Below are 14,647 nucleotides of genomic sequence, written 5' to 3' on the forward strand. Positions count from 1 at the left end.
CACAAGGGTCGTCGATGATCGAGCTTCAGGCTAGAACGGCGGCCTGGAGCTGGTGGACGGCAAAAGTACCCACCTGTCCTTAGCCCCCGTGCCCGTACATTGAGCGCGCATCTTGAAGAACGATTGCGGGAGTGACGTAGCGGTGATGCCGACGACCCTGACCCCGCCCGCGCGAACCGACCGCCGGGGTGCGGGGTCGCCGAACGGGGAGATCCAGCTGCAGGCTCCGCCGGTCCTGGCCAAGGGCTCGGGCGCGGGACTCAACCAGCTGATGTTCATGCTGCCGATGATGCTCGGCATGGGCGCCATGTCGTTCTACTCGATGGGCGGCAAGGGCGGTGCGATGACGTATGTCTTCGGCGCCCTGTACGGCAGCACCATGATCGGCATGATCCTGATGTCGCTCACTCGCGGCAGCGCCCAGAAGAAAGCACAGATCAACAACGAGCGCCGGGACTACCACCGGTACCTGGCGGCCCTGCGCGGTCAGGTGCGGGACGTGGCGGCCGCGCAGCGCGCGACGCTGACCGTCACCCGCCCGGAGCCGGCCGATCTGTGGCTGCGGGTGGCCCAGGGCCGGGCCTGGGAGCGGCGCCGGACCGACGACGACTTCGGGCACGCCCGGGTCGGCCGCGGCCCGCAGCGCCTGGCGACCCCGCTGCGCGCGCCGCAGACCGCCCCGCTGGAGGACCTGGACCCGGTGTCCTCGGCCTCGCTGCGGCAGTTCATCCGCACCTACATGACGGTGGCGGACCTGCCGGTGGCGCTGTCGCTGCGGGCGTTCGCCTCGGTCTCGGTCAGCGGCGACCGCGACACCACCGTGCCGCTGGTCCGGGCCCTGATAGCGCAGCTGACCACGTTCCACTCGCCGGAGGACCTGAAGATCGCGCTGTGCCTGGCCGACAACAGCCGCGCCACCTGGGACTGGACCAAGTGGCTGCCGCACGCGCAGGCGCAGGCGGCGAACTCCGACGCGGTCGGCCCGGCCCGGCTGGCCGCCGGGGACCTGGGGACGCTGGCCGAGCTGCTGGGCAGCGACCTGGGGACGCGGCCGTCGTTCGGCTCCGGGCGCGGGGCGAGCACCGACAACCCGCACCTGCTGGTGGTGGTGGACGGCGGCCGGACCTTCGGCGACACCACGCTGGCGCCGCTGTCCGGACTGCAGGGCGTGACGATCATCGACCTGGCCGGCCCCGAGCCCTCCCCGATCGCCCGGCCGTACCAGGGCCGGCTGCACGTCACCGGCGACCGCATGGGCATGGTCGTCGGCGAGGGCAAGGACCGGCACCTGGAGTTCCTGGGCAACCCGGACCTGATGGACGCCGCCACCGCCGAGGCGCTGGCGCGCCGGCTGGCCGGGGCGTATCAGGGCGCGCCGACGGCGGCGGCCTCCCCGATGTCGGCCAACTTCGGCCTGCCGGAGCTGCTGGGCATCGGCGACCCCGAGGAGCTCGACGTGGCCCGCACCTGGCTGCCGCGCTCGGCGCGGGACCGGCTGCGGGTGCCGATCGGCCTGGACCCGGAGGGCCGGCCGCTGGAGATGGACCTGAAGGAGGCGGCCGAGGACGGGATGGGGCCGCACGGCCTGGTGATCGGCGCGACCGGCTCCGGCAAGAGCGAGCTGCTGCGCACCCTGGTCGCCGGCCTGGTCGCCACCCACTCCTCCGAGACGCTGAACCTGGCGCTGGTCGACTTCAAGGGCGGCGCGACGTTCGCCGGCATGGCCGGGCTGCCGCACGTGTGCGCGGTCATCACCAACCTGTCCGAGGAGCTGACCCTGGTCGATCGCATGGCCGACGCCATCAACGGCGAGGTGCTGCGGCGTCAGGAGCTGTTGCGGGAGAAGGGGAACTACGCCTCGGTCCGCGACTACGAGCGGGCCCGCGACCGCGGGGCGGACCTGGAGCCGCTGCCGGCGCTGCTGGTCATCATCGACGAGTTCAGCGAGCTGCTGTCGAACCGGCCGGAGATGATCGACCTGTTCGTGATGATCGGCCGCCTGGGCCGGTCCTTGGCGATCCACCTGCTGCTGGCCTCGCAGCGTCTTGAGGAGGGCCGGCTGCGTGGACTGGACGCGCACCTGTCGTACCGGGTCGGTCTGCGCACGTTCTCGGCGGCCGAGAGCCGCGCGGTGCTCGGCGTTCCGGATGCCTACCACCTGCCGTCGGTCCCGGGGTCGGCGTATCTGAAGACGGACACCGAGACGCTGCTGCGGTTCAAGGCCGCGTACGTCTCGGGCCCCATGCCGGCGCGCCGCCGCGGCTCCTCCGGGAACGCGCACCGCCGGATCCTGCCGTTCACGCTGGAGCGGGTCGTCGACACCGCGGCCCCGCCGCCGACCGCCGAGCCGGACCCGGCGGAGCTGTTGGCCCCGGCGGCCGGCGGCGGCGGGCCCAGCATCATGGACGCGATGGTCGCCCGACTTGAAGGCAAGGGCCCGGCGGCGCACCAGATCTGGCTGCCGCCGCTGGACGAGCCGGTGTCGCTGGACGCCATCTTGACCAACCTGGCCGTGGATCCGGCGCGCGGGCTGTGCCCGGCCGGCTGGGGCGGCCTGGGCCGGCTGACGGTGCCGCTGGCGTTGGTGGACAAGCCGTTCGAGCAGCGCCGGGACCTGCTGTGGGTGGACCTGTCGGGAGCCGCCGGGCACGCGATGATCATCGGCGGCCCGCAGAGCGGCAAGAGCACGATGGTCCGGACCATGATCAGCTCGCTGGCGCTGACGCACACGCCGGAGGAGGTCCAGTTCTTCATCCTGGACACCGGCGGCGGCGCGCTGTCCTCGGTCAGCGGGCTGCCGCACGTCGGCGGGTACGCCACCCGGCGCGACGGCGAGCGCGTGCGCCGCATCGTCGGCGAGCTGACCGCGCTGCTGGCCGAGCGCGAGCAGCTGTTCGCGCAGGCCGCGGTGGACTCCGCGGCGGCGTTCCGCGCCCGGCGCGCGGAGCTGGCCGCCTACGCCATGGACGGCCGGGCCTTCGGCGACGTCTTCCTGGTCATCGACGACTGGACCACGCTGCGCGCGGACTACGAGGCGCTGGAGGAGCCGATCACCGCGATCGCGCAGCGCGGTCTGGGCTTCGGCATCCACGTGATCATCACCAACGGCCGGGCGATGACCGTGCGCCCGGCCATGCGCGACATCATCGGCACCCGGCTGGAGCTGCGCCTGGGCGACCCGGGCGAGTCCCTGATCGACCGCCGGGCGGCGAACAACGTCCCGGCCGGGCGGCCGGGCCGCGGCCTGACGCCGGACAAGCTGCACTTCCTGGCCGCGCTGCCGCGGATCGACGGCGGGACCTCTGCCGAGACCGTCGGCGCCGGCACAGCGGACCTGGTCCAGCGGATCGCCGCGGCCTGGACGGGACCTGCCGCACCGCAGGTCCGGATGCTCCCGGCGGAGATCGCGCCGACCGATGTCAGAGCCCTGCTGCCGACGCCGCGCAACGGCCGCGCCGTGCCGTTCGGGATCTCCGAGGCCGACCTGCAGCCGGTGTACGCGGACTTCGACGCCGACCCGCACTTCATCGCCTTCGGCGACGTGGAGAGCGGCAAGAGCGGCCTGATGCGCACCATCGCGGCCGGCATCATGGCCGACTACACCCCCGAGCAGGCCGCGATCGCGGTCATCGACTACCGGCGCGGGATGCTGGACGCCGTCACCGGCGAGCACCTGCTCGGCTACGCGGCCGCCGAACCGGCCGCCGTGGACCTGGTCGGCAACCTCGCCGAGGCCATGCGCCGCCGGCTGCCGGGCCCGGAGGTCACCCCCGAGCAGCTGCGCGACCGCAGCTGGTGGAAGGGCCCGCACCTGTTCGTGCTCGTGGACGACTACGAGCTGGTCGCGATCCCGGGCCGCAACCCGCTGCAGCCGCTGCTGGAGTACCTGGCGCAGGCCCGCGACATCGGCCTGCACCTCGTGGTCGCGCGCGGCGCCGGCGGGGCCGGACGCGGCCTGTTCGAGCCGGTGCTGCAACGGATGCGCGAGCTCGGCTCCCCGGGCCTGGTGATGTCCGGGAGCAAGGACGAGGGGCCGCTGCTGGGCAACGTGAAGGCCGGGCCGCAGCCTCCCGGGCGCGGGATCCTGGTGCACCGGCGCTCGGCGCCGGGGCAGGCCCAGGTGGCGTGGACGCCGCCGGCCAAGTAAGCGTCACCGGCAGAACTGAACAGAAACAGAAGGCGAATGAGCGGCGTGGTTCCGGCAGCGGATAAGAGTGCTGACGGTACCGCGCCGATCGCGTGGGTACTTGTGCCGTCGCTACGACCGGCAGTTGTGCCGTGTGGTGGTAGTGCACAGATTCCCTAACGTATCGGTTATCGGCCGGAGGATGCTCCGGCCACCCCCGACCCACGGGTTCCCAGTCAGCCAGACAGAAGGAGGTGGCCCTCGTGGCCGGTCCCGGTTTCTTGAGCGATGCCGCTGCGATGACGCAGGCGATCCAGGGCTTCACGGAGTGCGCCGCTAACGCGAAGAAGACCATGTCCGACCTGGAGAACGACCTGACCTCGACCCTGGCCCAGTACCAGGGCAACCAGGCCATCGCCTTCTGGAACCTGCACACGGAGCTGCAGGAGCAGATGACGGTCGCCTCGCGCGAGATCGACGTCATGTCGGACCTGGTGAACAAGAGCTTCCAGAACTACGGCGCCGGCGACCAGCAGGTGTCTGACACCCTGCGTCAGGTGGCCAGCAGCGCCGGCAACAGCAACAGCGTGCTGTCCCGCCTCGGCGGCGTCTGATCTTCCCCCACCGACCGACACCTGAAGGGATCTCACCGACATGACCGCCGATCAGATCAGCGTCAATTTCGGCGCGCTGCAGTCCAGCGCCGGCTCGCTGTCCGCGAAGGCCGCCGCCCTCACCTCCTACCTGGAGGAGCTGCTGCGCACGCTGCAGCCGATGAAGCAGACCTGGGTGGAGTCCGGCTCGTCCGCCGGTGTCGCGGCCGACCAGGCCGAGACCAAGCTGCGCGCGGCGACGAACGACATCATCGCCACCATCAACCAGTTCTCGGCCAAGGTGAACGAGGCTCACGACCTGCAGATCTCGCTGGAGACCCAGAACGCGAACTACTTCGCCTGACCGGACCGCCGTCGGGCACGGCGCACCCCCCAACCCCGGCGGGACCCCCCCTCCCGCCGGCCGTGCCCACGGCTCCGGCCGCCTCGGCGGCCGGGTCCGGGCCCACCAGCCCCGACAAATCCACCAGGAGCTGTGAGCGATGTCCGAGCCCTCGCCCGAACAGTCCTTCTCCATCCACCTGAAGTCGCTGACTGATTTCGCCGACGAGTTCACGACGCAGATCCAGAGCCTTCAGGCCCCGATGGACCATCTCGCCACCATGTCCGGGACGCCGCCGCAGTACGGCGCCTTCCACGAGGCCTGGTCCCTGGGTGCCGGCGAACAGGCCGCCATCGAGGAGATGTTCAACCTGCTCGGGCAGGTCAAACAGGCGATCGCGTTCGCCGGCGACGTCACCGGCACCGTGGCCGACGGCTACCGCACCGCCGACGAGGGCATCGCCTACGCCCTCGGCGGCCCGCCCCAGAACACGTATGGCGGCGGCCCCGTCTCCAGCCAGTGGGGCAACGGAGACCAGTACGGCGGTCAGAACCAGAACCAGCAGTACCCGTACAGCGATCCGACGCAGAACAACCAGGGCAACCAGGTCATCGCGACCCCGGTCTCGACGCAGACCAACCCCAACTGGGTCCCGAACCAGAACACCAGCGGACCCTTCCCCGGCACGCCGTTGACGGCGGTGCCGGTCGCGGGCGCGTTGTTGGGCGGTGCGCTGCTGGGCGTCGTCGGCAAGTCCAAGGCGAACCAGCCGCCGCCGAGCACGAACACCTCCGGCGGCACGACGTTCGACGACTCCTTCGACAGCGGCGGCTCTGACTCCTCGCTGTGGACGCCGCCGCCGGCCCCGAACCAGGACGCGCCCTGGACCGCCACACTCCCCGGCTCCTCGCAAGGAGGTTCGTGACCATGCCCACGTCTCCGACTTCCGACGGAGTCACCGACTTCAACCAGTACACACTGCCGCAGCTGTCGCAGATGCTCTTCGAGAGCGACCCGGCCTCCGGCACCACCCAGGCCCAGACCTGGGACGCCACCGGCAAGATGCTGCACGAGCAGGCCTCGAACCTGGAGGGCCGGCTGCGGCACTTCGACGGCGAGTGGACCGGTACCGCCTCCGACGAGTACAAGCGGATGGTGAACGACCTGGTCACCGGCCTGCGCAAGGTCGCCGACACCTCCCTGCAGATGCGGGACCTGACCTTCGACGCGGTCGACTCGCTGACCGCGGCGCGGGCGGCGATGCCGGCCCCGGTCGACGTGCCGGTGGTCCCGCCGACCACGCTGGCGCTGGCCACCACCCCGCTGCCGATCGACGCCACCACCTCGCCGGCCGCGGCCGCGCAGATGCAGGCCGACCAGGCCCGCGCGGTGTCGGCGGTGCAGGCGCAGCAGGCCGCGGTCAACTCCGCCAACGCCGCGCACGCGCAGGCGGTGGCCGTGATGCGGACCCTGGCCGACAGCTACGTGGTCGCCCAGAACCGCTTCCCCCCGACCCCCGGCGGCGCCACGCCGACGGTGAACGGCACCGGCCCGGGCACCGGGCTCGGGCCCGGCTCCACGCAGCTGCGGCTGAACGGCAACGGCGTCCCGATCCTGCTGACCGACACCCAGACGAACAACCAGAACCAGGTTCCCGGGCAGCCCACGACTCCGGGCCAGCAGAACCAGGGCTCGCAATCGCTGTTCGGCGACATGTTCACGGTCGGCCTGGCGGCGGCCGCGGCGGCCGCCGGCGGCAAGTTCGCCACCTCCGGCGTGTCCGGTTCCGTCGGGCAGAACTGGATGCTGCCAGGGCAGAACAACAGTCAGCTGAACACCAACACCCCGATCACCGGCCGCCTGACGCCCGTCGCGAACCCGAACGGCTCGAAGGACGACGCGTCCAAGCACGCGGCGGTGGACACCGCCGGGGTGCTCGGCTCCCGGTACCTGGCCGGCAAGTTCGGCGGCGGCGGGGGCGGCGGCGGCATCGGCCCGATCAAGGGCGTCACCGCGGACCCGTCCGCGGCGAACGCGGCGGCCGACGCGGCGAGGAACCTCACCGCCACCGAGGCCCAGGTCGCCAACAGCTTCGGCGGCGGCGCGCTGGGCGCCGGCGGCGCGGCGGCGGCCGCGGCGAGCCGCGGCGGCATGATGCCGATGATGCCGATGAGCGGCATGGGCGGGGCCGCCGGCGGCGACGCCAACCGGCGCATCCCGGCCTGGCTGGTCGAGACCGAGGACGTCTGGGGCGCCAGCGCCCCGGTCTCCCCCGGTGTCATCGGCGGCGATCTGTAATCACGGCCGGCGGCCGCCGTCCTCGCGGCGGCCGCTCCGGTCGGATCCGTTCGCCGGCAGTCCTACTCACGACCTCGACAGGGAGCGTTCATGACCAGCCAGATCGGGAGCAGCTCGCTCCCGCCGTTCACCGTCTCCACGCCCGGAGTGCAGACGGCGCTGTCCCAGCTCCAGTCCGTGACCGGGGGCTCGCATTCGGTCGTCGGCGAGATCGAGACCCTGGTCCTGGACATCATGAGCTTCGCGGGCATCGGCTCGGCCGTCGGCAGCGCCAACAACAGCCTGCACAGCCAGCTGACCGGCAGCCTGGGCAAGGTCGTCAGCTTCATCGAGACGCTCACCGGGGCGATCAACACGGTACTGAAGGACTACAACGCGCTGGACCAGAAGACCGCCGACAGCTACAAGAGCCTTTCGCTGAACGGCGGCCAGACCAACGGACAGGCGCCCCCCGCCGCACAGCACCCCGCCAACCCCGCGGCCACCCCGGCCCACACCCCGACCGTGCCGGCCGCGGCGGCCACGACCGCCGCGGCCGGCACGCACCAGGCCCTGCCGAACGGCTTCGTCACCGGCCTGATGCACTCCGAGGGCGCCAGCGGCAACCAGGGCGGCGTCCCCGAGGTCTACGGCTTCCGGCAGAGCATGCACAACGGCTACGACCAGATCATGGCCGCCCGCAACCAGTACGGCCAGGGCAGCCCGGAGGAGCAGGCGGTGGTCGCGAACCTGCTCAGCCAGCACGCCGACCAGGCAGGCGCCCAGGACTTCACCGACCCCGGCATCCGCGCCGCCATCGCCTCCAGCGCCCACATGCGCGGCATCGGCGGCACCCGCGCGATCCTGAACTCGATGGCCACCGGCGACGACCCGACCCGCTCGGCGAACTCGGTGTCCCCCGACAACATGGCCACGCTGGAGCAGATGACCCCGGACCAGTTCCAGCAGGCGTTCCACGACGCCCGCATCAACTACGACCAGACCATCTACGGCAACACCCACACCACGGTGCACGGCCAGCGGATGACGTTCTGGGACGCGTACGGCCACGGACTGACCACGCGGTACGACCGCGAGATGAACCAGTTCGAGGGGTATTCGCAGGCTGCACAGGGCGGCGGGCAGTAAGGGGGCTATCGCCTTCGTCTCTGTGCGGGCGCACGGCGCGGGTATCGCCGATGTCGCCGACGGTTGTGGCCGGTCCGGGGGTTCGGACCGGCCACAACCGTTTTCTGCTGCCCGGTACCGGTACGAACTCAGCGTGCCGCGACAGCTTCCGGCTCCGCGGCCGCAGCCGACGCCGACGCCACGCCGGCACCCGCACGACGCAGCTTCGGCAGCAGCAACCCCGCCGCAGCCCCGACGGCCGAGAGCACGGCCGCGGTCTCCATCGCCGCGGTGAACCCGTGCGTGAAGCTCGACACGCTCGCGTAGCTCCCCGAACCCGCGAACACCGCGACCGACACGGCCGTGCCGAACAGCGCCCCGAACTGCCGCAGCATGCTGAAAGCGCCCGAAGCCTGCCCGATCTGCTCTGGCCGCACCGAGCTGACCACCGCCTTCTGCGTCGGGGGGATCGCCGTGGACACCCCGGCCCCGCTGGCGATCAGCGCCGGCACCATCGCCCCGTAACCGACGTGCCGCCCCGCGAGCACGCCGATCGCCGCCAGCCCGAGCGCCTGCAGCGTCAGGCCGCCGGCCACCAGCCGGCGCTCGCCGAACCGGTCCGCCAGGCGCCCGGACAGCGGCCCGAAGACCAGCAGCGTCGCCGTGAACGGCATCATCCGGACCCCCGCGCCGAACGGGCCGTAGTGCAGGACGGCCTGGTAGTACTGCGCCAGGAAGTACAGCTGCGCGTACATCGAGGCGGTCATCGTGAAGCTCGCGACGTTGCCCGCCGAGAAGGCCCGGGCCTTGAAGAAGCCCATCGGGACCATCGGCGCCGGGGAGCGCCGCTCCCACAGCACGAACCCGACGGTCAGCACGGCCCCGGCGGCCAGCGCTCCCAGCGTCTCGGCCGACAGCCAGCCCGCGTCGTTGCCCCGCACCAGCGCCCACACCAGGCCGAACACGCCGCCGGTGGTGAGTCCGACGCCGACCAGGTCCAGCCGAGCCTGCGGGCCGCGCGACTCGCTCACCTTCAGCAGCACCCCGGCCATGACCAGCACCCCGACCGGGACGTTGACCCAGAACAGCCACTGCCAGGCCAGGCCCTGCGCCACGACGCCGCCGACGAACGGCCCGCCGGCCGTGGCCAGGCCGATGATGCCGGCCGAGACGCCCATCGCGCGGCCCCGCTCCCGGGGCGGGAACGCCGCGCCGAGCTGCGCGATGGCCAGCGGCATGATGACCGCAGCGCCCACGCCCTGCACGGCGCGCGCCGTGATCAGCTCCCCGACGGTCGAGGACAGGCCGCAGGCGGCCGAGGCCGCGGTGAACAGCGCCAGGCCCGCGACGAAGACCCGGCGGCGGCCGAAGCGGTCGCCGAGCGCCGAGGCGGTGAGCATCAGCACGGCGAAGGTGAGGATGTAGGCGCTGACGGTCCACTCCAGCGCTTCGACGGAAGTGTGCAGCGATCTTCGGATGGTGGTCAGCGCCGTGGTGACGATGGTGCCGTCCAGCGCGATCATGAAGGCGGCCAGCGAGGTCAGCGTCAGGACCCAACGCTGCGCGGCCGTCATCGGCGGCTTTCGATCTGTGTCCGTGTCGGTGTCTGTGTCGGTGTGTGCGGTACTCATGCCGGTTCTGACCCCCGCCGCGGCCCGGATTGGTCGCCGCGGGAGCGCCCACTTCCGGCGTCGGGCGAAGTCGGTACCGCCGAGGGCATGAACGTGCCAGTCTTGAGGCGCCGGGAGAGTGCGATGACCATGGTGACGAACCAAGCGACGGCGGGGAGCGACATGCGGGTCGAGGAGGACTTCGTCCGGCTGGCCGACCCCTTCCGTCCGGAGATCCTCGCGCACTGCTACCGCATGCTGGGCTCCATCCACGACGCCGAGGACCTGGTCCAGGAGACGTACCTGCGGGCCTGGCGCTCCTACGAGGGCTTCGAGGGCCGCGCCTCGCTGCGGACCTGGCTGTACCGCATCGCGACCAACGCCTGCCTGACCGCCCTGGAGCACCGCGCGCGCCGTCCCCTGCCGGCCGGCATCGGCGCCCCGCACACCGACCCCGAGGGCGACCTGAGCCCGATCCCGCCGGAGATCACCTGGCTGCAGCCGTTCCCGGACGCGGTCCTGACGACCGGCACCCCCGGCGTGACCGGCACCGCGGGCATCTCCGCCACGGCCGGCGCGGACCCGGCCTCGGTCGTCGCGGCCCGCGCGGGCCTGCGCCTGGCCCTGGTCGCGGCCCTGCAGTACCTCCCGCCCCGGCAGCGCGCGGTGCTGATCCTGCGCGACGTCCTCGGCTGGCGCGCCGCGGAGGTGGCGGCGCTGCTGGAGCTCACGGTGACGGCGGTGAACAGCCTGCTCAAGCGGGCCCGCGCCCGGCTGGCGGACGTGGCCCCGAACGTCGAGGAGGTCGCCGAACCGACGGAAACCGAGCAGCGCGTGATCCTGGACCGCTGGGCCCGGGCGTTCGTGGAGGCCGACGTCGACACGCTGATGGAGCTGCTGACCGACGACGCGATCTACGAGATGCCGCCGCAGCCGATGTGGTTCCAGGGCGCGGCGATGGTCCGCCGGCTGCTGACCTACCGCCTCGACAGGCACGGCAAGCACCGCAGGATGATCCCGATCACCGCCAACGGCCAGCCGGCCTTCGCGGTCTACTCCGGCGACGACGACCGCGTCCTGGCCGCGGAGTCGATCCAGGTCCTGACACTGCGCGGCGGCCGGATCGCGCGGGTGTCGACGTTCCGGACGCCGGGTTTGGTGGCGGTCGCGGGGCTGGCGATGGAGCTGGAGATCGACGACTGATGCCGCTGGTACTGACCGGCTCCGGCGGGGCGGTGGCTGGCCGCGATCGGCGCAGCATCAACCGGCCAACTGATCCCGCCGCCGCACCAGATAAGCCGTCTCCGCGGTGTTCCCGGCCAGCTCGATCGCCCGGTCATAAGCCGCGCGCGACTCGGCGCTCCGCCCCACGCGCCGCAGCAGGTCGGCGCGCGCCGCGTGGTAGGCGTGGTAGGCCTGCAAGCGCTCGGCGAGCCGGTCGACTGCGGCCAGGCCGACTTCCGGACCGTCGACTTCGGCTACCGCGATGGCGCGGTTCAAGGTGACGATCGGCGAGGGGTCCAGGCGCGCGAGCTGGTCGTACAGCGCCACGACCTGCGACCAGTCGGTGTCGCGGACGTCGCGGGCCGAGGTGTGTACCGCGTTGATCGCCGCGAGGATCTGGTAGCGGCCCGGGGCTTTGCCGGTGGCCAGGCGTTCGCGCACCAGGTGGTGGCCCTCGGCGATCAGCGCCCGGTCCCACGCGCCGCGGTCCTGCTCGTCCAGGGAGACCAGTTCGCCGCTGCTGGAGACGCGGGCGGTGCGGCGGGCCTCGATGAGCAGCATCAGGGCCAGCAGGCCCGCGACCTCGCCGTCCTGGGGGAGCAGGGTGCGGATCAGGCGTGTCAGGCGGATCGCCTCGGCGGTCAGTTCGTGGCGGACGGGATCGGTGTCCGGGCCGGTCGCCAGGTAGCCCTCGTTGAAGACCAGGAACAGGACCGACAGGACGCCGGTCACGCGGGCCGGCAGGTCCTCCGCCGACGGCACGCGGTAGGGGATGCGCGCCGCCTTGATCTTCGCCTTCGCGCGGGTGATCCGCTGCCCCATCGCGGTCTCCTGCACCAGGAAGCCGCGCGCGATCTCCGCCACGGTCAGACCGCCGACCATGCGCAGCGTCAGCGCGACGCGGGTCTCCTCGGCGAGGGCCGGGTGGCAGCAGGTGAAGATCAGGCGGAGGCGTTCGTCTTCGATGGCGCCGAGCGGCTCAGGTGCGTCGTCGTACACCGATATCTGTGCCATCTGAGCCTCCCGCTGCTTGTCGCCCCGCTTGCTCTCGCGGCGGATCCGGTCGATGGCCTTGCGCTGCGCGGTGGTGGTCAGCCAGCCGCCGGGGTTCGGCGGCACGCCCTCGGCCGGCCAGTGCTCGACCGCCGCCGCGAACGCCTCGGCCGCCGCCTCCTCGGCGACGTCGAGGTCGCCGAAGCGCCGGGTCATGGTCGCGACCACCCGCGCCCACTCCTCGTGGTGCGCGCGGGTGATGGCCTCGCTCACGTCGCGGTCGGCGCCGGTTCCGCTCTCGCTCACAGGAACGGCCGCACCTCGACCCGCCGGTTGCACGCCTTCGACCCCTCGGCGGCGAGCTTGAGCGCCACGTCGAGGTCCTCCGCCTCGATGATCCAGAACCCGGCGAGGAACTCCTTCGACTCGACGTAGGGCCCGTCGCTGAAGATCGGCTCCCCCGCGCCCCGGTTGTCGATCACCGTCGCGCTCACCGGCTCGCCGAGCCCGCCTGCGAAGACCCAGTGCCCGTCGGCGATCAGCTTCGCGTTGAACACGTCGATCGCCGCGTCCTCCTCCTCGGTGGCCCGCCCCGGAGCATCGAAGAGCACGGAAACCAGATACTGCATCTCAGACCAACTCCTGTACGTCGCCGGCGCCCCTCATAGGCTGCCGCTCACCTGTACCACGAACCCCGCCGCCCCGATCCGACAACGGCTCGGAAGATTCTTTTCAGGCATCCGCGTCGACCACGTCCCGCGTGTACTCCGGACGCCCACCCAGCCGGTACACCAGCAGCGTGATCCCCTTCGGGTACACGTGCGACTCGACCAGCTCCAGCGCCATGTCCAGCCCGCGCTCGGGGAACAGCCGCGCGCCGTCGCCGACGACCACCGGGCACACCAGCAGGTTCAGCTCGTCGACCAGCCGGTGCTCCAGCAGCCACCGAGCCAGCTCGCCGCTGCCGTGCAGCTGGAGCTCGCCGCCGGGCCGCGCCTTCAGCTCCCGCACGGCCGCCGCCAGGTCGGAGCCCCCGCCGGAGCCCAGGACCGTGGTGTCCGCCCACACCGGATCGGTGAGCGTCGTGGAGGCCACGTACTTGGGCCGGCTGTTCAGCGCCGCAGCGATGGGACTGGCCTCGTTCGCCATCGCGCCCCAATACGAGGCGAACACGTCGTACGTCCGCCGACCGAACAAGAACGCGTCGGCACGCTGGTAAAGCTCGTCGACATACGCCATCGACTCGCTGTCGAACAGCGGCCTGGCCCACCCGCCGCGCTCGAACCCGGTCCTGCGGTCGATCTCGTGCAGTCCGCCGTTGCCCTGCAGCACACCGTCGACGGATACCTGGATCGTGGCCGTGAGCTTCATGTCGCGTCTCCTCTGCTCCCGCGGCGCCCCGGTCGGGGAGCCTCTCACCTGTTCCACGAACGACCCCGCCCCGATCCGACACGCGCACCTGGCAGACTGAGCGACCGTGACTCCGGGTGCGATGACAGAAGGCGCCGTGCTCCTGCTCGGCGGACGCAGCGAGATCGGGCTGAAGGTCGCCGAGCGGCTGGCCAAGGGCCGCACAGTGGTCCTGGCCGCGCGCCGCAGCGACGAGCTGGCGGTCGAGGAGGCGCGGCTGGGCTCGGCCGGCGCGCGCGAGATCCACCGCGTCGAGTTCGACGCCGACGAGGTCGCCGCGCATCCGGGGCTGCTGACCAAGATCTTCGCCGACGCCGGGCCGGTCGGCGTCGTGATCGTCGCCTTCGGCATCCTCGGCGACCAGGAGCTCGCCGAGCGCGACCCGGCGCACGCCGTCCAGGTCGTGCACACCGACTACGTCGCCCAGATCAGCGTCCTGACCGTGCTGGCCACCCTGCTGCAGGCCCAGGGCCGCGGCGACCTGGTGGTCTTCTCCTCGGTCGCGGGCCTGCGCGTCCGCCGCGCGAACTACGTCTACGGCTCGGCCAAGGCCGGTCTGGACGGCTTCGCCAGCGGCCTCGGCGACCGGCTGCACGGCACCGGCGTCCATCTCCTGCTGGTCCGCTCCGGCTTCGTCATCGGCCGCATGACCGAGGGCATGAGTCCCGCGCCGCTGTCCAGCACCCCCGACCAAGTCGCCGACGCGGTGGTGAAAGCCCTGCGTAAGCGCCGTATCCGGGTCTGGGTCCCGGGGGCTCTGCGGCCCGCGTACTTCGTCGCGAGGCTCGTTCCGCAGGCCGTCTGGCGGAAGATGCCGAGGTAGCGCGGAAAGCGTGCTTTCTCGGCATCTGAGCTGCCGCTTCACCGATTCATCGCTCAAGCTCCCGATCCCGTCCCAAACCGGGCGTTCCGACCCGCCGATTCCCCGCGGCACCCGGAACCG

General features: G+C 72.0%; 12 protein-coding genes. 8 read left to right on the plus strand and 4 right to left on the minus strand.

The genetic code is table 11. The features are described 5' to 3' along the window. Window positions 1-145 precede the first annotated feature (145 nt). From eccCa to ABH935_RS32475, 6 genes are all read left to right on the plus strand, one after another. Window positions 146-4,147: a type VII secretion protein EccCa gene (gene eccCa, locus ABH935_RS32450; RefSeq protein ID WP_370381764.1), complete on the plus strand. Its 4,002-nt coding sequence runs from the start codon at window positions 146-148 to the stop codon at window positions 4,145-4,147. A 242-nt stretch (window positions 4,148-4,389) separates the two neighbouring features. Continuing rightward, on the plus strand, window positions 4,390-4,740 hold the full coding sequence (locus ABH935_RS32455) for a WXG100 family type VII secretion target (RefSeq protein WP_370381765.1): 351 nt from the start codon (window positions 4,390-4,392) through the stop codon (window positions 4,738-4,740). A gap of 40 nt (window positions 4,741-4,780) precedes the next feature. Continuing rightward, window positions 4,781-5,083, plus strand: coding sequence for a WXG100 family type VII secretion target (locus tag ABH935_RS32460; protein WP_370381766.1), 303 nt, complete (start codon window positions 4,781-4,783; stop codon window positions 5,081-5,083). A gap of 139 nt (window positions 5,084-5,222) precedes the next feature. Next, window positions 5,223-5,987, plus strand: a complete 765-nt coding sequence (locus ABH935_RS32465; RefSeq protein ID WP_370381767.1) for a hypothetical protein — start codon at window positions 5,223-5,225, stop codon at window positions 5,985-5,987. Window positions 5,988-5,989: 2 nt separating this feature from the next. Continuing rightward, complete coding sequence (locus ABH935_RS32470; RefSeq protein WP_370381768.1) at window positions 5,990-7,360, plus strand: WXG100 family type VII secretion target; 1,371 nt, start codon at window positions 5,990-5,992, stop codon at window positions 7,358-7,360. 90 nt (window positions 7,361-7,450) lie between these two features. After that, the gene (locus tag ABH935_RS32475) at window positions 7,451-8,488 is read left to right on the plus strand and encodes a hypothetical protein (protein WP_370381769.1); all 1,038 of its coding nucleotides are present in this window, start codon (window positions 7,451-7,453) and stop codon (window positions 8,486-8,488) included. 128 nt (window positions 8,489-8,616) lie between these two features. Here the strand turns inward: ABH935_RS32475 and ABH935_RS32480 are convergent, their stop codons facing one another. Then, a complete protein-coding gene (locus ABH935_RS32480) occupies window positions 8,617-10,098 on the minus strand; it encodes an MFS transporter (protein WP_370381770.1) in 1,482 nt (493 codons plus the stop codon). A 123-nt stretch (window positions 10,099-10,221) separates the two neighbouring features. Between ABH935_RS32480 and ABH935_RS32485 the strand changes: the two genes are divergently transcribed. Further along, window positions 10,222-11,280: a sigma-70 family RNA polymerase sigma factor gene (locus tag ABH935_RS32485; RefSeq protein WP_370381771.1), complete on the plus strand. Its 1,059-nt coding sequence runs from the start codon at window positions 10,222-10,224 to the stop codon at window positions 11,278-11,280. A gap of 57 nt (window positions 11,281-11,337) precedes the next feature. Here the strand turns inward: ABH935_RS32485 and ABH935_RS32490 are convergent, their stop codons facing one another. The 3 genes from ABH935_RS32490 to ABH935_RS32500 all read right to left on the minus strand — a co-directional run bounded on the left by ABH935_RS32490 (window position 11,338) and on the right by ABH935_RS32500 (window position 13,665). Further along, window positions 11,338-12,600, minus strand: coding sequence for an RNA polymerase sigma factor (locus ABH935_RS32490; protein ID WP_370381772.1), 1,263 nt, complete (start codon window positions 12,598-12,600; stop codon window positions 11,338-11,340). Next, on the minus strand, window positions 12,597-12,923 hold the full coding sequence (locus tag ABH935_RS32495) for a YciI family protein (RefSeq protein WP_370381773.1): 327 nt from the start codon (window positions 12,921-12,923) through the stop codon (window positions 12,597-12,599). The genes ABH935_RS32490 and ABH935_RS32495 overlap by 4 nt, the downstream gene beginning before the upstream one ends. A 103-nt stretch (window positions 12,924-13,026) precedes the next feature. Next, window positions 13,027-13,665, minus strand: coding sequence for a dihydrofolate reductase family protein (locus ABH935_RS32500; protein WP_370381774.1), 639 nt, complete (start codon window positions 13,663-13,665; stop codon window positions 13,027-13,029). A 121-nt stretch (window positions 13,666-13,786) separates the two neighbouring features. On the opposite strand from ABH935_RS32500, the gene ABH935_RS32505 reads away from it, so the two are divergent. Continuing rightward, window positions 13,787-14,527 carry an SDR family NAD(P)-dependent oxidoreductase gene (locus ABH935_RS32505; RefSeq protein WP_370381775.1) on the plus strand — a complete coding sequence of 247 codons (741 nt, stop codon included), beginning with the start codon at window positions 13,787-13,789 and terminating at the stop codon, window positions 14,525-14,527. The last annotated feature ends 120 nt before the right edge of the window (window positions 14,528-14,647 follow it).

Origin of the sequence: Catenulispora sp. GAS73, assembly GCF_041262085.1 — a bacterium.
Lineage (GTDB): Bacteria > Actinomycetota > Actinomycetes > Streptomycetales > Catenulisporaceae > Catenulispora.